21 protein-coding genes are annotated in these 19,546 nt (G+C 62.8%); 11 read left to right on the forward strand and 10 right to left on the reverse strand.

Features of this window, described 5'->3' with window-relative positions:
* Positions 1-89: 89 nt before the first annotated feature.
* A complete protein-coding gene (locus IP76_RS03165) occupies positions 90-1,397 on the forward strand; it encodes a hypothetical protein (protein WP_054156718.1) in 1,308 nt (435 codons plus the stop codon).
* Complete coding sequence (locus IP76_RS03170) at positions 1,394-2,191, forward strand: hypothetical protein (RefSeq protein ID WP_054156719.1); 798 nt, start codon at positions 1,394-1,396, stop codon at positions 2,189-2,191. Before IP76_RS03165 ends, IP76_RS03170 begins: the two co-directional genes overlap by 4 nt.
* A 31-nt stretch (positions 2,192-2,222) precedes the next feature.
* On the opposite strand, the gene IP76_RS03175 is transcribed toward IP76_RS03170, so the two are convergent.
* Positions 2,223-2,603, reverse strand: coding sequence for a VOC family protein (locus IP76_RS03175; protein ID WP_054156720.1), 381 nt, complete (start codon positions 2,601-2,603; stop codon positions 2,223-2,225).
* A gap of 78 nt (positions 2,604-2,681) precedes the next feature.
* Complete coding sequence (locus tag IP76_RS03180; protein ID WP_054156721.1) at positions 2,682-2,987, reverse strand: hypothetical protein; 306 nt, start codon at positions 2,985-2,987, stop codon at positions 2,682-2,684.
* A 190-nt stretch (positions 2,988-3,177) separates the two neighbouring features.
* Here IP76_RS03180 and IP76_RS03185 point away from each other — a divergent pair, with 190 nt between their 5' ends.
* Entirely contained in the window at positions 3,178-3,549 is a 372-nt protein-coding gene (locus IP76_RS03185) for a hypothetical protein (protein ID WP_054156722.1), read from the forward strand.
* Between the two features lie 168 nt (positions 3,550-3,717).
* Positions 3,718-4,743, forward strand: a complete 1,026-nt coding sequence (locus tag IP76_RS03190) for a hydroxyacid dehydrogenase (RefSeq protein ID WP_054156723.1) — start codon at positions 3,718-3,720, stop codon at positions 4,741-4,743.
* Positions 4,744-6,133: 1,390 nt separating this feature from the next.
* Here IP76_RS03190 and IP76_RS03195 read toward each other — a convergent pair.
* Positions 6,134-6,868, reverse strand: coding sequence for a DUF3750 domain-containing protein (locus IP76_RS03195; protein ID WP_054156724.1), 735 nt, complete (start codon positions 6,866-6,868; stop codon positions 6,134-6,136).
* 70 nt (positions 6,869-6,938) lie between these two features.
* On the opposite strand from IP76_RS03195, the gene IP76_RS03200 reads away from it, so the two are divergent.
* On the forward strand, positions 6,939-7,946 hold the full coding sequence (locus tag IP76_RS03200; RefSeq protein ID WP_054156725.1) for an asparaginase: 1,008 nt from the start codon (positions 6,939-6,941) through the stop codon (positions 7,944-7,946).
* 68 nt (positions 7,947-8,014) lie between these two features.
* Positions 8,015-9,523 carry a lipopolysaccharide biosynthesis protein gene (locus tag IP76_RS03205; protein ID WP_054156726.1) on the forward strand — a complete coding sequence of 503 codons (1,509 nt, stop codon included), beginning with the start codon at positions 8,015-8,017 and terminating at the stop codon, positions 9,521-9,523.
* 3 nt (positions 9,524-9,526) lie between these two features.
* On the opposite strand, the gene IP76_RS03210 is transcribed toward IP76_RS03205, so the two are convergent.
* The 3 genes from IP76_RS03210 to IP76_RS03220 all read right to left on the reverse strand — a co-directional run bounded on the left by IP76_RS03210 (position 9,527) and on the right by IP76_RS03220 (position 10,945).
* Complete coding sequence (locus IP76_RS03210) at positions 9,527-9,817, reverse strand: XRE family transcriptional regulator (RefSeq protein WP_054156727.1); 291 nt, start codon at positions 9,815-9,817, stop codon at positions 9,527-9,529.
* Positions 9,807-10,172 (reverse strand): type II toxin-antitoxin system RelE/ParE family toxin, encoded by a 366-nt coding sequence (locus IP76_RS03215; RefSeq protein WP_054156728.1) that lies wholly within the window; start codon positions 10,170-10,172, stop codon positions 9,807-9,809. The genes IP76_RS03210 and IP76_RS03215 overlap by 11 nt, the downstream gene beginning before the upstream one ends.
* Positions 10,173-10,285: 113 nt before the next feature.
* The gene (locus IP76_RS03220; RefSeq protein ID WP_054156729.1) at positions 10,286-10,945 is read right to left on the reverse strand and encodes a glutathione S-transferase family protein; all 660 of its coding nucleotides are present in this window, start codon (positions 10,943-10,945) and stop codon (positions 10,286-10,288) included.
* A gap of 300 nt (positions 10,946-11,245) precedes the next feature.
* Between IP76_RS03220 and IP76_RS03225 the strand changes: the two genes are divergently transcribed.
* Complete coding sequence (locus IP76_RS03225) at positions 11,246-11,797, forward strand: DUF2087 domain-containing protein (RefSeq protein WP_054156817.1); 552 nt, start codon at positions 11,246-11,248, stop codon at positions 11,795-11,797.
* A 33-nt stretch (positions 11,798-11,830) separates the two neighbouring features.
* On the opposite strand, the gene IP76_RS03230 is transcribed toward IP76_RS03225, so the two are convergent.
* Positions 11,831-13,666 carry a bifunctional diguanylate cyclase/phosphodiesterase gene (locus IP76_RS03230; RefSeq protein WP_054156730.1) on the reverse strand — a complete coding sequence of 612 codons (1,836 nt, stop codon included), beginning with the start codon at positions 13,664-13,666 and terminating at the stop codon, positions 11,831-11,833.
* A gap of 258 nt (positions 13,667-13,924) precedes the next feature.
* Between IP76_RS03230 and IP76_RS03235 the strand changes: the two genes are divergently transcribed.
* The gene (locus tag IP76_RS03235; RefSeq protein ID WP_054156731.1) at positions 13,925-14,128 is read left to right on the forward strand and encodes a hypothetical protein; all 204 of its coding nucleotides are present in this window, start codon (positions 13,925-13,927) and stop codon (positions 14,126-14,128) included.
* 179 nt (positions 14,129-14,307) lie between these two features.
* Here IP76_RS03235 and IP76_RS03240 read toward each other — a convergent pair whose 3' ends face one another.
* Positions 14,308-14,874, reverse strand: coding sequence for a MarR family winged helix-turn-helix transcriptional regulator (locus tag IP76_RS03240; RefSeq protein WP_156318455.1), 567 nt, complete (start codon positions 14,872-14,874; stop codon positions 14,308-14,310).
* A 120-nt stretch (positions 14,875-14,994) separates the two neighbouring features.
* On the opposite strand from IP76_RS03240, the gene IP76_RS03245 reads away from it, so the two are divergent.
* A complete protein-coding gene (locus IP76_RS03245) occupies positions 14,995-16,596 on the forward strand; it encodes an MDR family MFS transporter (protein ID WP_082352385.1) in 1,602 nt (533 codons plus the stop codon).
* Here the strand turns inward: IP76_RS03245 and IP76_RS03250 are convergent.
* Positions 16,571-17,938: a cell wall metabolism sensor histidine kinase WalK gene (locus IP76_RS03250; protein WP_054156732.1), complete on the reverse strand. Its 1,368-nt coding sequence runs from the start codon at positions 17,936-17,938 to the stop codon at positions 16,571-16,573. The genes IP76_RS03245 and IP76_RS03250 overlap by 26 nt on opposite strands.
* The gene (locus tag IP76_RS03255) at positions 17,914-18,621 is read right to left on the reverse strand and encodes a response regulator (RefSeq protein WP_245281371.1); all 708 of its coding nucleotides are present in this window, start codon (positions 18,619-18,621) and stop codon (positions 17,914-17,916) included. Before IP76_RS03255 ends, IP76_RS03250 begins: the two co-directional genes overlap by 25 nt.
* A 196-nt stretch (positions 18,622-18,817) precedes the next feature.
* Between IP76_RS03255 and IP76_RS03260 the strand changes: the two genes are divergently transcribed.
* Both IP76_RS03260 and IP76_RS03265 read left to right on the forward strand, forming a co-directional pair.
* Positions 18,818-19,120: a hypothetical protein gene (locus tag IP76_RS03260; RefSeq protein WP_082352390.1), complete on the forward strand. Its 303-nt coding sequence runs from the start codon at positions 18,818-18,820 to the stop codon at positions 19,118-19,120.
* Positions 19,121-19,184: 64 nt separating this feature from the next.
* Entirely contained in the window at positions 19,185-19,466 is a 282-nt protein-coding gene (locus tag IP76_RS03265) for a cysteine rich repeat-containing protein (protein ID WP_054156734.1), read from the forward strand.
* Positions 19,467-19,546: the final 80 nt, after the last annotated feature.

Genomic DNA, 19,546 nt, shown 5'->3' on the forward strand with positions numbered 1-19,546 from the left:
GGTCTGCATGGAAAAGAAGCGAATCTATAGCCTTCATTCCGCCCCCTTCTTGACCGCTTTTTAACGCTTCATTCCCGCTGGAGGTCTTCATGGCACTTGGGGCATCGCATCGCTTGCAGGATGGCGTGATCGCCGTCGAAACCATGACACGCTTTGCGCTTGCGGTCCTCGCGCTCGCATCCGGCGTTTATACCTATCTCGGTGTGCGCAGCATCCTGGATGGCTCGGCCACGGCCGTCTTCTTTGCCGCCATCATCTACGCCGCCTCGGTGTCGGTCGCGATCTATGCCTTCTGGTCCTACATGGCGCGCTTCTATCCGCATGTCACAGGCACGGCCGCCCGTGGCGCCATGCTCGGCGTGATGGCGCTTGGCTGCGCCATGATCATTGCCATGTCGAGCTGGCTGAATGCGGCAGCGCTCGCAGGCTCAGCAGCGCTTGAGCAGCATCTGGCCGAAACCGTCGAGGACTATACCGCAGACCTCGACAAGGCGCATCAGAACGCGCTGGCCGCGCAAAGCCTTTTGCCGGATATCCAGCGCACCTCGGAACGCTTCGCCCGCCTTGCGGCAGACGAACGGCAGAATGGCGCGCTCACCGGCACCACAGGCTCCGGCAGCGTGGTCCAGCTTCTGTCGCAGATGTCCTCGCAGCTGAACGAGCTGGAGACCGGCATCACGGCGTCCCGCGAGCGGGTCACCACGCTGTTCGATCAGGGACGCACCCATCTGGAAACCATGCGCAAGCTGGTCTCGGCACCGGGCGCGATTGCGCCGCGCAGCGATGATTTTTCGGCGGAAGTCGTGGCGCTCTCCGGTGTCATCACCTCGCTGGAGCAGACCTCGATTGCCCCGTCCGTCAAGCGGGCGGCGGAAGACCTGTCCTTGGGCTTCATCGCGCCTGTCGCGGATGGCCAGGCAGCCGAACTCGTGGATCGCCAGGATCAGGTCATGCAGACCATTCGCGCCTCGGTCACCGCCCAGTCGCAAGTGCTGTCGCAGGCGGCGGATGATATTCTGGCACGCGAGCCGGTGGCCGAGCGCCGCTTCGTGCCGCTGTCGTCAGCCGAAGCCGTTCTGCGCTATGCCGCCGATTTCATTCCGGCCTGGGCAGGCGCTATATCCATTGACCTTCTCCCCGCAGTCCTCGTCTTCATTCTGGCCATCGTGCATGGCGCGATCCGCCGGCAGGACGAGCGCTTGCCGTTTGCCGAGCGGATCACGGCAGCCGAGCTTCTGCAGGCGCTCGAGGTGCAGCGTGCCTTGGGGCGCCAGGGGATCGACGTGGAAAAGGCCGTGCAAGCCCTCGAAAACGACGAGGAGCGGGACCGCGCCGATTCCAACATCACCAGCCTCGATATGGCGGCCAAGACACCGCGAAAGGGGCCGCCCGCATGAGCCCGTCAGCGCTCGCCTCGCGTCTGAAAGACGCATTTCTGAGCGCCGATGACGGCCTCCTGATGCGGGGTGCCTTCTACGGCCTGCTGGCGGCAGCCGGCGCATTCCTTTTTGTCGACCTCAGGGAATTGAGCCTGGCATCAGAAGACCTGCCCGGCCATGACCCGATGACGACGGATGCGCCCGTGCTTCCGCCCGCCTTGACGGACGGCGTTCCCAATGCGCCACCGGTGGAGCCTGAAAGTACCCCGGAAGTGCTGCGCCAGCCCATGCACTTCGAGCTTCTGCCCGGCGGAGTGCTGAAGGCGGAAGGCTCCATCGATCTGGGGGCCGCCGATCGTTTCGCCAAGGAGATTGAGGCGCGGGGCGAATATGTAAAAGCCGTCTCCCTCAATTCCCCCGGCGGATCGGTCACCGACGCGCTCGCCATGTCGACGCTCATTCGCGAGAAAGGCCTGAACACTGAAGTGGCGACAAAGGCGCTCTGCGCGTCCTCTTGCCCGCTGGTCATGGCCGGCGGCGTTGCGCGCGCGGCGGAAAAAGACGCCATTGTCGGCGTCCACCAGGTTTTCAATGCCGGAGAGGAGCGTCCCTCGCCGGAGCGCGCCATGTCCAACGCCCAGAGCACGACGGCGCGCATTGCCCGGCATCTGGACACCATGGGCATTGCCAATGGCCTCTGGATCCACGCCCTCGAAACGCCGCCGGACCGGCTCTACTATCTGACGCCGCAGGAAATGGCCGAATTCAAGCTGGTGACGGAAGCGGTGCCGATGGCAAAGCAGACGAACTAAAAGATCGTGGACCGCTAAGCGACGCCGATGGTCATTGACCCGGTGTTGGCAGTGATCGCACGGTCAGCTTGTTGCCATCGGGGTCGCGCAGATAGGCGACGAGGGAACCGTCCGGCCGCTCCGAGGGCGGCGTTTCGATCGCCGTGCCGCCATGCCGGGTGCCTTCGGAATGCCAGGCCCGAACCTCTGCTGGGCTCGCAGCGAGAATACCGATCGTCCCGCCATTGGCCGCCGTAGCCGGATGCCCGTCGATCGGTTTCGTAATCATCAGCCGGCCACCATTGTGCAGATAGATGAGCCTGCCCCGCGCATCCATCTGGCCGGGCATGCCGCCCAGCGCAAGGAAGGTGGCGTCGTAGAAGCGTCTGGCGCGATCGAGGTCGTTGCTCCCGATCATAATATGCGTGAACATGGCATTCTCCAGGAAAAGCGATGGGTGCTGAAATGTTTGTGTTCCCGGGCAAGGAACCGAGTTTAGCCTCTTCGCCCTTCAAATCCCGGAGCCATCCAGCTCCTGCTCATCCTCGCCCTCCCAGGCGGGCGGGCGGACCATTGCGTCCACATTGACGCTGGGTAGGGGCATCCAGCATTTGAGCTCCGGCTCGGCATATTCGACAATCAGGCCCGGCACGGAATCCGACGAGCGCCAGGCTTCGCGGCCGAAGCGGTCGCCATTCGACCAATAGACGAGATCGACAGCGCCCGGACCCTGTTCGGAGGCGCGGATGGTCACAAGAATGCGGCTGCCATCTCGCGGGGCCGTTCGCATGTTTCGCCAGCGGTTTGCCTCTTCCATCGGGTCCTCCTTCCAATCCTCGGCGCAAGTTTCACCTCGCAACGGTGCCGGGTCAACTCGAATTGCGGGAAATGGGTTCCCCGGCAAAGCCGGCCCGGCTGGCACAAACGGTGGAACTGCCATTTGCGTCGCGGCCAAGGTCACGCTACCTTCATAAACGGTTGAGGAACCGAACAAGGGAGGAATATCCATGAGGCGTGCATGGCCGGAAGAACTGAAAACGATCTTCGATAATGCCGAGGAGGTCCTGCTGGATATTCCAGAATCCGAGCGCGAAGGCGCCGGATCCGCAGCCAAGACCAAGCGGGCCGCCCTGCGAATCCGCCTGACGGAGGAGGATTACCAGCGCATCTGGCCGCTGGCGGAAAAGCGCTACCGGCTGGATGGCAAATATGCCGGCAAGGCGGTCACCCTCGTTGTCAACAATCCGCACTACCACGCCTGGCATCCGGCCGATGGCGGCACGGAAGAGGCCAAGGCCGACAGCGGCGTCACCTACAAGATCAAATATATCATCGCCCACCTGTTGCTTGACGACGTCCGCGAGGAGGCGGTCGCCTGAGCGCCTATGTCCAGCAAAGCCGCATGCGCGGTTTGCCTCCGGACAGGCGCAAAATCATACCGAAGCTTAAAGCAACTGGAGCCGGTCCTCGTTTGAGGATCGGCTTTGCGCCTGTGGCGAAGGCTACGCCGTGACACACAGCCCAGACATGCCTCAAGGGAGAAAACGATGAGCCGCAATATCATTCTGGTCGATCCGCTGCCGAGGACCCTGGAGCTGATCATGGAGCCCTCGGTCAGGGCGCGGCTTGAGGCGCTGGGCGACGTGATCGTCTCGGAAGATCGCCAGATGCCGGACGAAGAGGTCGAGCGCCATCTTCCAGAGACGGTGCTGATCTTCGGCCAGACCGATATGCCGAAAGAGCGCCTGGATCGGGCGCCGAAGTTGAAGGCGATCATCAATGTCGAATCGAATTTCCTGCCCAATATCGACTATCAGGCCTGCGTTGAGCGCGGCATCTGGGTGATCACGCCGGCATCGGCCTTTGCCTCGCCGGTGGCGGAAGCCGCACTCGCCATGGCGCTCGATCTGGCGCGTGGCATTACAGCGGCAGACCGCGATTTTCGCCAGGGTGTCGAGCGCTATGGCCTGGAGGGCAATGCCGACACCTTCCGCTTTGCCGGCGCGCCCGTCGGCCTCATCGGCTTCGGCGATCTCGGCCAGGAGTTTCGCGAGCTCATTCGCCCGTTCAGGAACACGGTCCGCGTCTTCGACCCCTGGCTTCCCAGAGAGATCGTCGAGCGGCAGGATTGCCAGCCCGCCACGCTGGAAGAGGTCTTGCGCGAAAGCCAGGTGGTCTTCGTCTTTGCCAGCGTCACCAGCCAGAACCAGGGCTTCATCGGCAAACCCGAATTCGCCATGATGCGACAAGGTGCGGCCTTCCTGCTGATGAGCCGCGCTGCCGTCGTCGATTTCCCGGCCATGATCGAGGCCGCCCAGTCCGGCCATATCAAGGTCGCAACCGATGTGTTTCCGGAAGAACCCGTCGCCGCAGACGATCCTGTCCGCAATGCCACCGGCATTCTCCTCTCGGCGCACCGCACGGGCGGCACGCGCGACGCCTTCTATGCGCTTGGCTCCATGGCCGTTGCCGATGCCGAACTGATCATGAAGGGCTTGCCCCCACGCCTCTGCCGCCGCGCCGACCCGGCAACGGCGAAGATGCTGCGGTCAAAGCCGGTGTCGGTGTCCTGAGGCGGCGGCGGGGCGGGTATGCGCCAGATGTAGAGCCACGAACCGGCGGTGAGGGTCACGGAGACAACAAATGTGGCTGAGGCTGAGTGACGGAAAGCAGCGCGGTCAACTACGGCAGATGACCGAGCGCTGAGATCAAAGCGGCGGTCAAAGCGTGCCGATGATGCAGGCTAAACTTTTAATTTTGCCTCTGCAGATTTTTCAATCACGGTCAGATGTCTATGGCAGACAAGAGATCCCATAGTTCTAAAAGCCAAACCCCAATCCCGTGGGCGATTCCAATTGGATAGAATATCGCGCCGACAACAAAAAATCCTGGAAGATTGTCAGAGTAGCAAACATAGATGTGATTAATCCAACCGCATAGGAATGTTAATTGCAGAAATAAACCACACGCGTTTGTTATGGATATTGTTGATTTGTATTTCATGGATTGAATGAATGTTTCATTAGTGTGTTGAGCGGAAATCTATATTTATCTAGGATATCCTGTGGCCTCGGTTGTGTGCGACTCTCCGCGTGCAAATTGACTTTGGATCGCGTCAATTGGGAGCCGCGCGCCATCGGAACCCTTTTCACCGGCCATGGCGGATCGCGACTGTTCGTGCGTCCAAGGTTGTTTCGGCGCTATGATTGGTGATTGAGGCTTCTCTGTGAAGGGAGCAAGAGCGAGCGCGATTGCACTTGGCTCGGCCTACCTCGAATGCGCTGCGGAGTTTGCCACCGGCATCCTGATCGGCGTTGTCCGCTTCCAGCTCCCCGGAAGGCGACATCACCCGCCTCAGCGGTTATCGACCCAGAGAGGGTGGCATCCGCTCTCCCGTCCAGCCGCTCCATGCGCAAAGCAAGGGCATAGTCTTCGCCTTGGTTCAGCAAGATCGGTGGTGAGCATCTGGCGGTGATGGTCTCTGATGCAGCGCAAGGCAGCCAGCTGGACGGCAGTGTGAGGTTGATCTTGCGCACCGCTGCGAACCCGCGAGCATGCTGAGGCTGGCCTAGTTTCTCCGGTGGCCCATCAACAGGCGCGGTGGCTCCGGGCGACTTTCGGTGCTCAGCGTTCCAAATCACCAGCGCGCGAATTCTGAACGAAACTCGCTGCAACGCAACACAATTATCCGGACAAAACGTTACACAATGTGCCTTGTCGAATCCTCATGCTCGCCCTACCTTTTGATCATCGGCAACGTAACGAAAGGAAGGTGATCCAATGTCTAATGAGATTTCGGTCTGCGTAGGTGACTTTGGAAAGGGTGTGGTTTTGACGGGGCGGCCCTCGGCCTGACCCAACCTTCCTTCGGACGCCGCAAGGTGTCCGGGTCCCCATCAAGGACCAAACTCATGGGAGCCACCCTCGCGGGTGGCTCTTTTGATTCCGGGAAAGCCGTCTCACTTAAAACCCGATCGGGCCAAAGCCCGGCACCTTGAGCGCCGGCTTTGAAAAGTCGAACCCGGCAACAAGGCCGAGGAAATTGACCTCGAAGCCGCTGCGGGCACCGATCGAGAGGCCGGCATAGCCGCCAAGGCTCAAATGCAGATCGCGGCCATCCGCGTCCAGCGCATAAAAACCACCCTCCGGCAGATAGTCGCGTCCGACGGCATCCGAAGGCAGAACCGTGCCAAGCTCCGGCACTTGGCGCAGCACATGCGCCACGAACGTGTTGGAGTTCGGTCCCGGATAGATCCGGTAGCCGCCGGGCCGGGCGTAAGGGTAGCTCTTGATTGCCGCTTCGACCTTCGGGATCAGCCGCTCGGCCTCCGCCCCTTCGATTTTCAGCACCTGGCGCGGCATGTTGGAATACCACCGCCCATCCGCCGGATAGTTGTTGAGCCGGATCGGATTGCCCCAGCCCACCTTGTCATAACGCTTGTATTCGCCGTTCCGTGTCTTGGTGACGATCCAGGCATGGCTGGCCACCGCGCCTTTCAGGCCGCCGGTCATGGCGGAGAAGACATAGATCGCAGGTTCCGGCGCGGTGCTCGCTTCTGGTAGCAGGCCGGTCGAGCTCCAGTCGGCGTCGCGCCATCCTTTGGGATGATCCCGCGCCACCCAGAGCCCGGCCGAAACCAGCGTCGGCAGAATGAACACAGCCAGGATCACGGCCAGCAGGCGCCAGATAATTTTCAAGGTGGGGTCTCGCGAAAGGTGAGCAACTCAGGTTAGGTAGGGTCGAAATCTTACATTTCTGGGGCAGGTCATGGACAATCCGATCACCGTTGAGGTTACCCGCGGTAAACTCGTTGAGAGCCGCCATCGCGGTATGGCGGTTGTCGTCGATGCCGAGGGGCAGATCCTCTATGCCGCCGGTGATGTCGATGCCGCGATCTTTCCGCGCTCGGCCTGCAAGGCCATGCAGGCCCTGCCTTTGGTCGAGAGCGGTGCTGCCGATGCCTATGGTTTCGGCAACCGGGAACTGGCGTTGGCGTGCTCGTCGCATTCCGGCGAGCCGGAGCATGTCGAGACGGCGGCGGGCATGCTGAAGGCGGCCGGCCATGACCAGCGCATTCTGGAATGCGGCGCGCATTGGTCGTTTCAGCAGCCGGTTCTGATCGCCCAGGTCCGCACTTTCGAGCAGCCGACAGCGCTGCACAACAATTGCTCCGGCAAACATTCCGGCTTCATCTGCGCCTGCGCCCACACGGGCGAAGACCCGCGCGGCTATGCCGGCTATGACCATCCGCTGCAGGAAGCGATCCGCGCCATCATGGCGGATCTGACCGGTGCCGTGCTGTCGCGGGATAGCTGCGGCACCGATGGCTGTTCCATCCCGACCTATGCCGTGCCACTGTCAGGCCTTGCCCGCGGTTTTGGCAAGCTGGCAACGGGCAGGGGGCTTGAGCCGATCCGCGCCGCTGCCGCCCGCCGGCTGATCGATGCCTGCATGGCCGAACCCTTTTACGTCGCCGGCACGAAGCGCTTCTGCACGAAACTCATGCAGGTGGCGCCGGGCAAGATCTTCGCCAAGACCGGTGCGGAAGGCGTGTTCTGTGCGCTGCTGCCGGAAAAGGGCCTGTCCTTTGCCGTCAAATGCGAGGATGGCTCCACCCGCGCCGCCGAAGCCATGATAGCCGCCCTTCTCGCCCGCCATTTCGAAGCCGACAGCGAAGAGCGCCAGGCCCTGATGGCGCTTGCCAATTACGGCATGACAAACTGGAACGGCCTTTCGGTCGGCACGGTGCGGGTCACGGACGTGCTGTTTGCCTGATTGCGTCTGGCGGAGCTTCAAGGGTCGCTTAACGACTCAGGGTCTATGATTGCCTCATTCCGGGACGAATGAGCGGATCGAGACGCGATGAACATGTCGATGACGTTGATGCCGTTCGCCCAGCAACGTCAGGACCTGCGACCGCAGGAAAGACCATCGGCATGATTGCAACGCTGACCGACCGGCTCCGAGGCGCTGTGCGCAATCCGGATCTGCGCGGCGCGCTGGTCACAACGTCGGTGCGCCTGGTGGCGGCCGTGGTCGGTCTTGTTCTGCAGGTGACGCTTGCCCGTCTGATGGCGCTGCAAGACTACGGCATCTATGTCATCCTCTGGACCTGGGTCAGCGTCGCTGGCCAGATCGGCGTCTTCGGCTTTTATTCGAGCAGCATGCGTTTCGTGCCGCGTTATGGCCGACGCGGCCGGCCGGGCCATGTCTCCGCTTTCCTCGCCACCGGCTTTCGGGTGGTCATTCTCGGGTCGGTCCTGCTGTCGGCCCTGGCGCTTGCCGTGCTTGTCTTCGGCCGGTCCTTGATCGATCCGGCCTTCCTCCTGCCGCTCACCGTGCTCAGTCTCGGTTTCCCCATCCTGTCGCTTGAAACCTATCTCACCGGTGTCTCCCGCAGCTTTGGCTGGTATATGCTGGCCACCGTGCCGGGCTTCATTCTGCGCCCGATCATCGTTATCACCGGCTTCCTCATCGCCCGCGCCATAGGCATCACGCTTGATGCGACCGAAGTCCTGACGCTGGTCGTTCTCTGCTCGCTTGTCGTGCTCAGCCTGCAGGCCGGCATCCTGCGCCGCCGGCTCGCCAGCGGCCGAACCGCAGACCAGTCAGAAGGCCCGGCAGACGAGACCGGTTTTGCCGATCACGCCGACGCTCCGCCACCATCGCCGCTTCTGGCTGCCCTGTCCCCGGCGGCTTTGACCCGACACCGCCGCTTCTGGATCGTCTCCTCGCTGCTCCTCATGCCGGCCATGGCAGCGGACGAACTCTTCGTCTGGATCGATGTGCTGCTGCTCGGCTTCCTTGTGCCGCCGGAACAGGCCTCGCTTTATTTCGCTGCCCAGCGCGCCCTGTCGCTGGCCGCCTTCGTGCAATATGGCTTCATGGTCGTCGCCGCTCGCGGCTTCTCGCTGTCCCATGCGACCGCGGATCGCGCCGAGCTGCAGGCGCGCATCACCGGCGCCACCAATGCCACCTTCTGGCTGACCATCCCTTCGGTGCTGTTGACGGTGATCGTCGGCTATCCGCTGCTGTCGCTGTTCGGCCCGGCCTTCCTCTCGGCCTATCCCTGCCTGCTGCTGCTGGGCCTTGCCTATATCCTGCGCGGCGCCACCGGCCAGGCCGCCGAATTGCTGATGGTGCAGGGCCGCTACCGGCTCAACTTCGTGATGGCGGCTGGCTCGATCACCGCTGCCGTCGTCTTCGTCATCCTGCTGGTCCCCGTCCTCGGCATCCTCGGCGCCGCCCTCGCCATGGCCCTCGTCCAGCTCCTGCGCCTCGTCCTCGGCACCTGGCTGATCTATCGCAAGACCGGCTACTGGGTCCTGGTCCGGCCCTTCCGGCGGGGGTGATACTCAAACCAGTGCGACGGAAAGCGATCGCCCAACAGCCGAGGCAGCCTTTACCAGAGTATCGAGTTGAATCCTGTCATTTGAAGGGTCCAGCAGGCGTCCCAACTGCGTCGCACTTGTTTTCATGCGACGCGCCATTTCGGACTTGGAAATGCCCTGGACACGCATTTCCTGCTCAATCTGCAGCACGAGCACACGCTTGATCGCGACGGCGGTCACCGCATCGTAAAGTCCTTCTGCGTGGAGAAAGCTGTCGAAGCTTTCCCCAATATGCGGGTTTCCGTCATCGTGCATGGCGTTGGACATCCTTCATCCTTGCAATGGCAAGCTTCAATTCCTTGTCCGGTGTTTTCTGTGTCTTCTTTTCAAACCCATGCAGCAGAACCATCCGGCCTTCGGAGAGGCAGAAGAAGACCCGTGCAATCCTGCCCGTAGCAAGCGAGGACCGCACCTCGAACAGTCCTTTTACTCTCGTGATCGCTGCGCATTTTGGCATGCCGACCGGCCAGGCATACTCCAATGTGGCGATATCCTCGCCAATTGCCTTGCGGTCTGCGATGGCCAGCGACGGCAACCATTCCCGTACAGGTCTTTTGCCCGTGTCGGAAACATAGAAAAAAGCCTGCACGACTTTTGCCGGAGCAATCACACTCTACCTCAAAAGATATACCTTGCAAGGTAGGGGTGTTATTGTTCTTCTGATGGAGCTACCTCAAGATGCAATCTTGAGTGGTGTTGCGTTGCCGGTCAACACCATTCCCCTCACTCCACCTCCGCCAGCCGCTTGGCCCACATCGCCTTGAACGCGGGCCGGCCTTGCATGCGGGCGAGCCATTCTGCCGTTTTCGGATGCTGGTCGAGCAGTGGCTGCCAGGGCTGTGCATAGCGCACGATCTCGGCGAGATTGATGTCCGCCACGGTGAAACGGTCGCCCACGGCATAGGCATGGCTTGAGAAATGCTTCTCCAGCACGCCGAAGGGGCGGGCAAGCAACCGGGCTGCGGCTTTTGCCTCTGCCTGTCCGGCATCGGTGGAAAGCCGGCCGCTGGAATTGGAGACGGAAATCCGCAGCGCATCGCTCTCGATCGAGGTCGCGGCAAACAGCGTCCATTGCAGCATCTGAGCGTCTTCGGTGAGATCCTGCGGCCCAAGCGGCCCGCCATACTTCTTTGCCACGTAAAGCGTCTGCGCCAGCGACTCGTTGAGCACGAAGCCGTCGTCCTCGATGGTCGGGATGCTGCCCATCGGGTTGATCGCGAGGAATTCCGGCGAATGGGTGTTGAGCCGCACACCCGGCGCCTTGGGGTCGTCAAGCTTGTAGGCCTGAAGAACCGGCACGAGTTCGAAGGGCAGGCCCAGCTCCTCGAGCAGCCAGAGAATGCGCGTCGCACGCGACTTGTAGACGCCGTAGATTTTCAGCATTCCTCTCTCCCCAATTGATAGATGTGCAGGCTAGCCTCGGCGAGCCTGTGCGAAAAGCCGTATCTGCGTGAAGCGGTCATGAAATTCCTTGATGGTCGCGCGGTTGACAGAAGGATGCGCCGGGTCCTATGCAGAAGGTCCAGGGTCTGCAGTCCACCCAGGCGTCACCGCCCCAGAAGGGGAGCTAAACCTGCCATTTTCTTGTCGACGAAGCTCGTTTTCCCGTGCCCCGTCGGAAGTCGGTGACCACCGGCCTTGCTGGCTGCCATGCGCACCAGGGCACATCAGGAGAAAATGATGATGTCGAGAACACTCCACGCCTTTCAAGCGCCCGATCTGTCGGCGCTGGCCCGCACCCTGAAACGCGAGCTTGAGGCCCGGCCCGAACTGCCCGGCCATGTCGAGCTTTTGAACATGCTGACAAAGGCCGTCGGCTACCGCAACTACCAGCACTTCAAGGCGAGCCGGGCTGCCGAAGACCGGTTGTCGCATCCGCAGGTGGCCGAGCCGGCGCCGGTGATCGATTTCCGCCGGGTGGAACTCACCGCCCGCTGCTTTGCCGGTACAGACGTGCTGGTCCGCTGGCCGGGCAAACTCAACCAGCAGCAATTGGCAATCTGGGTCATGTGGTCTTTCCTGCCTGCTGGTAGAGACATGCCGGAAAAGGCGGTGAACGAGATACTCGCCCGCCATAACGGCTTCGGCGATCACGTTCTCCTGCGCCGGGAGCTGGTAAATATGGGCTTGGTCACCCGCACCGTGGATTGCCGGGTCTACCGACGGGTCGAGCGCAAGCCGCCGCCGGATGCGCGGGAACTGATCCGCGTCGTCAAGGCCGCAAGCAGCCGCTGACTGTGCCTGGCCGGGAGCATTCCCGGCCAGGCCTCAGCCGTAGCAGCGACGCCCGAAACGGCTTTCGACGAAATCCTTCCAGCCGGGATGATAGCCGCCGCCTTCGCGCAGAAGCTGGAGTGCCCTGTCGCGGTGCAGTGGTCGGGAGAAGAAGTAACCCTGGCCTCCCTTGCAATCGAGCCCAAGCAGATGTTCGGCCTGCTGTTCTTCTTCGATGCCCTCGGCGATGACCCACATGCCGAGGCCTTCGGCAATGTCGAGCAGACCTTGCGTGATGACGCTGCCGCCGCCGGCATCGAACAGACGTTGGACAAAGCGGCGATCAATCTTGAGAATATCGACCGGCACCGTCAACAGATGCGTCAGCGATGCGAAACCGGTGCCGAAGTCGTCGAGCGCCACCTTGATGCCGAGATTGCGCAGGCGGCGGATTTCATCCGCGACAACCCCGTCCTTTTGCGTCAGGTAGACGGATTCGGTCACCTCGGCGACGATCATGGACGGCGCCATGCCATTGTCTTTGCACGCGGAGGCGATCCGTTCCGTCAGCCTCCCGCGATGGAAGTCCGCGGCAGTCAGATTGAAGCCGATCCGGGAAAATGCGAGCCCCTCGCGCGCCCATTGTCCACCATCGCGCGTGATCCGCTCGAGCATCCGGTTGGTGATTTCAATCCCGACATGCGCATCTTTCATCGCCTCATAGAATTGTGCGGCCTCGATCAGGCGACCGTCCGGAGCCGTCATGCGACAGAGCGATTCAAAGCCCAGAATGCGGCCGGTGGAGAGTTCGATCACTGGCTGGTAATGCGCATCGATCCGGTCGTCGCGTAGCGCCTGGTCGACCTCGCGCACAGCGCGGAAACGCTCGAAGATGGCGCTTCCAAGGCCTGGGACATATTCAACGAACTGCCCGCGCGCGCTCTCCTTGGCGTGGTAAAGGGCGTAATCCGCATTCTGGCGCACCTGGTCCGGGCTGAGCTCCCGATCGGCGCGCGCGCCGCCAAGCGTGGCCTTGGGATAGATCAGGTGTCCCGAGCAATCGGCCGGGCTTTTGATCGCAGCGATGAGATCTTCGGCCAGCCGGTCCAGATCGGTTTCGGCAAGACAGGGCACGATGATGGCGAATTCGTCGCCGCCGAGGCGGAACGCCATGCCGGGATCGCAGCGTTCTGCGATGCGCAGCCCGGCGGTACGGATGAGGTCGTCGCCTGCCGCGTGACCGAAGGTATCGTTGACCATTTTCAGATTGTCGAGGTCGAGCAGCACCAGCGCCCAGTTCTGCTCGCGCCGGGCAATCTCGGTGATCGTCTCGTTGAACCGGCTGCGGTTGGGCAATCCGGTCAGGCCATCCGTCTCGGCAAGCTTGCGCCGTTCCGCCAGACGCTGGTCGCGCTCGATGGCGATGGCGCAGAGATGCACGCTGGCGGCAACCAGATTGTGCTCAACGGCCGAGGGGCCGCGCGTGTTGCGATAGTAGAAGCCGAAGGTGCCGAGCACCTTACCGGAGCCGATGATCGGCGTCGACCAGCAGGCCTTGAGCCCGAGAGGCAGGACGAGACCCTTGTACGGCACCCAAAATGCATGTGTTGCAATATCCGTGACAATCACGGGCGCGCCATTGTAGGCGGCTGTGCCGCAGGAGCCCACCCCGGGGCCGATCTGGATTCCGTCAATCGCCTGAGCATATTCGAGCGGCAGGGACGGACCCGACAGATGGCGAAGGCGGTTCTCGTCATCAAGCAGCAGAACCGAGCAGACAATGTCGTCGGCCATGTCCTCGACGGAACGGCAGAGAAAATCGACGACCTCTGCCAGGGGCTGGCCCTTGGCGATCATTTCCAGGATTTTGTTCTGCAGCGTCAGCAGCATGGGGGTGTTCTGCGTTGTTGCGTAACCCAGTGAACCACCACTCGTATGAATTATCGGTTACGAATATCCGAAAAAACGAATGTTGGTTAGCGGTCACATAGGCGCGGCGTCGCACCTTTCCAGTGGCTGCCCGTTTATGTCTGCTCCTGGTGCATCTGAATTTCGCTTCGACTGAGGCCGGTTTGCGCCAGATCAAGGAACGCGCCGTCTCCTTGGCTAATGTGATCACCAACTAAAGGAAAGTTTGGAGCCACGATCATGCTGCGCCTGACAGCCGTCCTCTACATTCTTGTCGCCAGCGCCGTGGCCGGTGCGGCGGTGATCACGGTTCTGACGCTTGATCTGCGCGAGGGCTGGCAGATCGGCAGTGCCTTTGGCGCTGGCCTCGTGATCGCCATTCCGATTGCTGCCTTGCTCGGGCGCAAGATCTACAACGAACTCAACGGACCGAAAGCGGTCTGACGCCAAGTTTCGGCATGGGACAAATCCATTCTCTCGGTCTCGGCGGAGGAGGAGGGAGCAGAAGATGTCCCGTGACGACCGGCCGGCATTTTCTCGGGGGAGGGAGTGCCGGCCGGGTCTTATTCCCAGCCTCGCCAGTCAACCAAACAGGGATTGGCCAGGGCCACAGGCACCCCGCTTTAGCGGGTCTCGTCCTCTTCAAAGCGGACGAATTTGGCTTCCAGCCCTTCGGTGAAGCGCATGTATAGCCGCGCGAACGTCTCGATCTCCTCGTCGCTCCATCCGGCGGTCGCTTCGGTGATCGTTTCCCGCTTGATCGCCTCGATCTGCTCCACCACGTCACGCCCCGCAGCGGTGACCCGCAACAGGCTGCGTCGCCCATCCTGTTGAGAGGCTGCCCGTTCCAGAAGCCCCTGCCGGACCAGATCAGCCACGATCCGGCTGCCGCGCGAAGGGTCGATCCGCATCTGCTCGGCAATCAACCCGACGGTTGCTTCCTCCTGGCTGCCAATCCGCTTGATGACGCCGATAGCATCGATGTCGGAGAGTTCAAGCCCCGTGCCCATGCGCTTCAGCGCCATGCGGCCGATGAAGCGCCGGCCGATCAAAAGCCGCATGCGCGTCATCGCCTGGCCCACTGCGGCAAGGGCGATGCTGCCGCCTGCTGGCGGTGACATGGGTTCCGGTGTCTCGCCTTCGGCGTGCGAGGACGCCTGCGGCGTTGGGTGCTTGGACATGGTCTGCATGGGCGCATCTTAGCAAAACAGGCGCGCGGAGCAAGCAGAATGCATGCGTTCAGCAAATATGTGCTATTGACATATAAATGCGAGAGGCACATTTTGACGGGGTACAGGAGCCCCCGATCCATGACCAAGCCGCACAGCGCCGCACCAGCCGGCCCCGAACCCCGTTTTGAACCGCATCCCGGAGCCGTTGCCGCAGCGCTAGGAGAGCCGGCCCCTCTGGTCAGCGATCCGAGGCTGCGCCTCTTCGTCTATCTCTTGCTGATGTCGTCCATGTTCATGGCAACGCTGGACAACCAGATCGTCTCGACGGCGCTGCCGACCATTGTCGGGGAGTTCGGCAAGCTTGAACTGTTCGGCTGGGTCGGTTCGGCCTATCTCCTGACCACCAGCGCCGTCATGCCGCTCTATGGCAAGCTCGGCGATCTCTTTGGCCGCAAATACGTGATCATGGCGGCGATTGCGATCTTCACCGTGGGCTCCCTCATCTGCGGTCTGGCTGTTTCCATGGAAACCCTGATTGCAGCCCGCGTCCTGCAAGCCCTCGGCGGCGGCGGCATCATGGTCTCGATCTTCTCGATCAATGCCGATCTCTTCGCCCCGCGCGAACGCGCCCGCTACCAGAGCTATTCGAGCCTGGTGCTGATGGCCTCCGGCGCGCTCGGCCCGGTGCTCGGCGGCACTTTGTCGGATCTCTTCGGCTGGCGCTCGATCTTCCTCGTCAACCTGCCGATCGGCCTTGCGGTTCTGCTCGGTCTTGGCCTGCTTCTGCCCTATCGCAAGCCGGACCGCCGCCCTGAGATCGATTATGCCGGCGCGCTGCTTCTGGCCGGTGCCGTCGCCTCCATCGTCTTCTGGGCCGATAGCAGCCAGATCTTCGGTTCGCTCATCGCCTGGAAAAGCCTTGGGGTCGTCGCCTTCGGTACCCTCTGCGCTGTCGGCTGGGTGCTGGTCGAGCGCCGCGCCGCCGAACCCGTCGTGCCGCTCTCGCTCTTTGCCAAGCCGACGATCAGCCTGCTTCTGATCATCTCCATCGTCTCGGGCGCGATCGGCATCGGCTCGGTCAATTACATCGCGCTCTTCCTGCAAACCACGACGGGCCTGTCGCCCTCCATGGCCGGCCTGCTCTTCATCGCCACGACCGGCGGCATTGCCACCGGTTCCATCGCGGCCGGCCGGGTGATCGCAAGAACGGGCTATTACAAACCCTTCTCCATCGCCTCGACGGCGCTTGGCGTCATAAGCCTTGGCATCTTCTCGTTCCTGCATGCCGGAACCCCGCTCGTCGTCATCGCGCTGGTCATGCTGCTGCAAGGCTTCGGCATCGGCATCGGCCAGCAGGTGCCGGTCATCGGCGTGCAGAACGCGGCCTTGAGGCGCGATGTCGGCGCCGCCACCGGCACGGTGACGCTGACCCGCATGGGCGGTGCGGCGATTGCGATCTCCATCTACGGCGCCATTGTTTCCTCAGGCCTCGCCCATGTCTCGATTGCCCTGCCGGACGGCGTGGATTTCCGCGAACTGACCCCGCAGATCCTCGCCTCGTTGCCAGAGGCGTCGCAGGCCCTTGTCGCAAATGCCTATTCGGATGCTTTCGTGCCGCTGTTCATGACAGCATCGGGCCTCATGTTGATCGGCCTCATCGCAGCGCTCTTCCTGCCCAATATCCGCCTGCCACGGGCCGAGGAGCGTCCGTCCCTCAAGGCTGAAACACTGGCAGAGTAACAAGGATCTCGGCGCCGCCACCCTCGGCGGCGGCGATTTCTACCTCGCCGTCATGCGCCTCGACCAGGGCCTTGACGATGGAAAGCCCAAGCCCCGCGCCGCCGGTCTGGCGGGCGCGGGAGGGTTCGCCGCGCATGAAGGGCTCCAGCAGCAGAAGTCGTTGATCGGCTGCAATGCCCGGACCGTTGTCGCGGACGGCAATCACCGCCGTCTCGCCCCGGCGCATCAGGCGCACCTCGGCGCGGTCGCCATATTTCACCGCGTTTTCGACCAGATTGGCGAGGATGCGGGCCAGCGCCAGCCGATCCGCCAGCACCGGAACTTCGGCCGCACCCGGATCGGCAAGCGTCACCGCCAGGCCGGCGCGCTGGAGCTCGGCGACATCGGTCTTCAGCCAGTCTCCAAGGTCGAGCAGCTCCCGATCCAGGCTGCCATGGCCGGCGCGGGCGCTCAAAAGCGCATCGTCCAGCAGCCGGATCATGTCCTCGATATCCTTGATCGCCCGCTCGCGGTCGCGCGCCTCCGGGATCGCCTCGACCCTGAGCCTCAGCCGCGTCGCAAAGCTGCGCACATCGTGCTGCACGCCGGAAATCAGCGTCAACCGGCTCGCCATCAGCACCTGCAACCGGTCCTGCATCCGTCCAAAAGCCTCGATCAGCGCCCGCACATCGGGTGTCCGACCCTTGACCGAAGGAAGCGGGATCGGCGGGCCGGAGAGATCCATCCGGTCGGCCGCCTGGGCGAGCCGCGTCAGCGGGCGGATCTCGATCTGCACGAGGATCAGGATCAGAAGCGCAATCAGCGTGCCGAGAAAACCGGCCCCGAGCCCGACTGGCATGCCGAAGAGATTGGCGGCATAAGGCGGGCGGCTGAGCGCCACAAGCACGGTCGCCTCGTCGATCCGGATCTGGAATTCCAGCGGCACGGCAACAGACCCGACGCGCCGTGAGAGCGCCTTGCGGCGAAGCGCCGAGGCGTCGGTCCGGATGCTCAGGAGCCGATCGCCAAGCGTGGCACGATAGGCCGTAAATTCCGGCCGCAGGCGGAGGTTCTCATCCGTCGCCAGGGGCGGCAAGGTCGCCGCATCGACCAGAGAGAGCGATAAGGTCGGCGAGCCGGCGGCAGCCAGCACCGTCCCCCGCGCCGCATCCGGCACGCCCTGAAGCAGGGTCACGAGTGCTGCTAGGCGGGCGGGATCCGGCGCGGTTTCTGTCTCGGCCCGATTGCGATAAAGCGCCGAAAGAATGGTCAGCCACAGCACCAGCAGCGCGCAAATGCCGATGGCAGCGATCCGTGCGGAAAGCCCAAGCCGGCCCATCACGGCGCCTGCCGGACGCTGCATGTCAGCAGATAGCCGCCATTGCGCACCGTGCTGATCAGGTTGCTGCCGGGGCTTAATGTCTCAAGCTTGCGGCGCAGGCGCGACACCAGGATATCGACGGTCCGGTCGAGCGGATCGGCGCTGCGGCCATGGGTGTAGTCGAGGATCTGGTCACGCGAGAGCACCCGGCGCGGGCGCTCGACGAAACAGGCGAGCAGGTCGAATTCGGCGCTGGTCAGCCCGGCCGGCTGGTCGTCATGGCTGACCATGCGGGCATCGAGGTCGATGACGAACCGGTCGAAGACGAAGCGCCGGGCGGGCGGCGTGCGGGCGGCTTCCGCCATGCCGGCCCGCCGCAGCAACGCCCGCACCCGCGCCAGCAGTTCACGCGGGCCGAACGGCTTGCTCAGATAATCATCGGCCCCGAGTTCCAGCCCCACCACCCGGTCCATCTCGTCGCTCTTCGCCGTCAGCATCAGGATCGGCACGGTCGAGGAGGCTCTCAGTCTGCGGCAGATCGACAGTCCGTCCTCGCCCGGCATCATCAGGTCGAGAATGACGAGATCCGGCAGCCCGCGGGTCAGCGCCCGGTCCATGGCAACGCCGTTCTCGGCCCCGGTCACGGCATAGCCTTCGCGGGCCAGCAGCACTGAAACGAGATCGCGGATATCGGCATCATCATCGACGAGAAGAATGGACGGCATCTGGTGTGTCATGGCGCTCAGGATGCGCATCGGAGGGCACAAAATCAAGCAGGCTCAGGCGCTTGATACAAAATGCTACAAACCGTTCATAAGCGGGAAAAGCCCGCCGCCCATTCTTGGCCTCGACGACGCGATGGTCGTCCGGATCGGCTCCGCCCCAATCCGATCCGCCCGCTTTGATCACGAGGATATTGAGATGAGAAAGACTGCCTTTGTGCTTGCAGCCCTTGCGAGCTTCGCCATGGTCTCCGAAGCCGCCGCCTGGAGCCGCAACCGCACGGTAACCTCGCCGCGTGGCACGTCGAGCTTCAGCGCCTCGGGCGCCTGCGCATCCGGCACCTGCACCCGCAGCGCCACCCGCACCGGCCCACGTGGCAACAGCCTCTCGGCCACTGGCAGCATCACCTGCGATGCCGGCCGTCAGAACTGCTCACGCACCAAGACCTATCAGGGTTCGAATGGCGGCTCCGTCACCGTTCACGGCGAAGCGCATCGCTGATCCCTTTTTGCTCAGGGAGCCCGTCGTCAAAGGCGGGGTCCCGCATCCCTGATGGAACCGATCCATGACGTTCAAATCCGCACGCCCCACACTTCTCTTCATCCTCATCGCCCTGTCGGCGGGACTTGCCTCCGGGCTTGTCTTCGCCGCTCAAGAGCGCCCGGCGCTGACGCCGGAAACCCGTGCCAAACTCATCACGGCCGCCCGCGCCTGCCGGCCGGACATGAAGCGCCACTGCGCCAATGTCGAGCGCGGCGAAGGCCGCATCCTGCAATGCCTGAAGGCGCACCAGTCGCAGCTTGCACCCGATTGCGTTTCGGCCATGCAGGCGCTTCGGACGCCGTGAGCATAAGCTTCGCGCCAGCCGCGCCTGACACGGTGTCTCAAACGATGTCAGCGTGAATCGGTGCAGTATGCCTTATCAGT

Origin of the sequence: Rhizobium sp. AAP43, from assembly GCF_001296045.1 — a bacterium.
Classification (GTDB): Bacteria; Pseudomonadota; Alphaproteobacteria; order Rhizobiales; family Rhizobiaceae; genus Allorhizobium.

Coding starts and splice junctions, on each gene's coding strand:
- IP76_RS03165 (WP_054156718.1), top strand. CDS start 90: ATGGCACTTGGGGCATCGCATCGCTTGCAGGATGGCGTGATCGCCGTC.
- IP76_RS03235 (WP_054156731.1), top strand. CDS start 13,925: ATGCTGCGCCTGACAGCCGTCCTCTACATTCTTGTCGCCAGCGCCGTG.
- IP76_RS03220 (WP_054156729.1), bottom strand. CDS start 10,945: ATGCTGAAAATCTACGGCGTCTACAAGTCGCGTGCGACGCGCATTCTC.
- IP76_RS03260 (WP_082352390.1), top strand. CDS start 18,818: ATGAGAAAGACTGCCTTTGTGCTTGCAGCCCTTGCGAGCTTCGCCATG.
- IP76_RS03225 (WP_054156817.1), top strand. CDS start 11,246: ATGTCGAGAACACTCCACGCCTTTCAAGCGCCCGATCTGTCGGCGCTG.
- IP76_RS03190 (WP_054156723.1), top strand. CDS start 3,718: ATGAGCCGCAATATCATTCTGGTCGATCCGCTGCCGAGGACCCTGGAG.
- IP76_RS03170 (WP_054156719.1), top strand. CDS start 1,394: ATGAGCCCGTCAGCGCTCGCCTCGCGTCTGAAAGACGCATTTCTGAGC.
- IP76_RS03175 (WP_054156720.1), bottom strand. CDS start 2,603: ATGTTCACGCATATTATGATCGGGAGCAACGACCTCGATCGCGCCAGA.
- IP76_RS03255 (WP_245281371.1), bottom strand. CDS start 18,621: ATGCCGTCCATTCTTCTCGTCGATGATGATGCCGATATCCGCGATCTC.
- IP76_RS03265 (WP_054156734.1), top strand. CDS start 19,185: ATGACGTTCAAATCCGCACGCCCCACACTTCTCTTCATCCTCATCGCC.
- IP76_RS03205 (WP_054156726.1), top strand. CDS start 8,015: ATGAGCGGATCGAGACGCGATGAACATGTCGATGACGTTGATGCCGTT.
- IP76_RS03185 (WP_054156722.1), top strand. CDS start 3,178: ATGAGGCGTGCATGGCCGGAAGAACTGAAAACGATCTTCGATAATGCC.
- IP76_RS03245 (WP_082352385.1), top strand. CDS start 14,995: ATGACCAAGCCGCACAGCGCCGCACCAGCCGGCCCCGAACCCCGTTTT.
- IP76_RS03250 (WP_054156732.1), bottom strand. CDS start 17,938: ATGCAGCGTCCGGCAGGCGCCGTGATGGGCCGGCTTGGGCTTTCCGCA.
- IP76_RS03180 (WP_054156721.1), bottom strand. CDS start 2,987: ATGGAAGAGGCAAACCGCTGGCGAAACATGCGAACGGCCCCGCGAGAT.
- IP76_RS03210 (WP_054156727.1), bottom strand. CDS start 9,817: ATGCACGATGACGGAAACCCGCATATTGGGGAAAGCTTCGACAGCTTT.
- IP76_RS03200 (WP_054156725.1), top strand. CDS start 6,939: ATGGACAATCCGATCACCGTTGAGGTTACCCGCGGTAAACTCGTTGAG.
- IP76_RS03240 (WP_156318455.1), bottom strand. CDS start 14,874: ATGCAGACCATGTCCAAGCACCCAACGCCGCAGGCGTCCTCGCACGCC.
- IP76_RS03230 (WP_054156730.1), bottom strand. CDS start 13,666: ATGCTGCTGACGCTGCAGAACAAAATCCTGGAAATGATCGCCAAGGGC.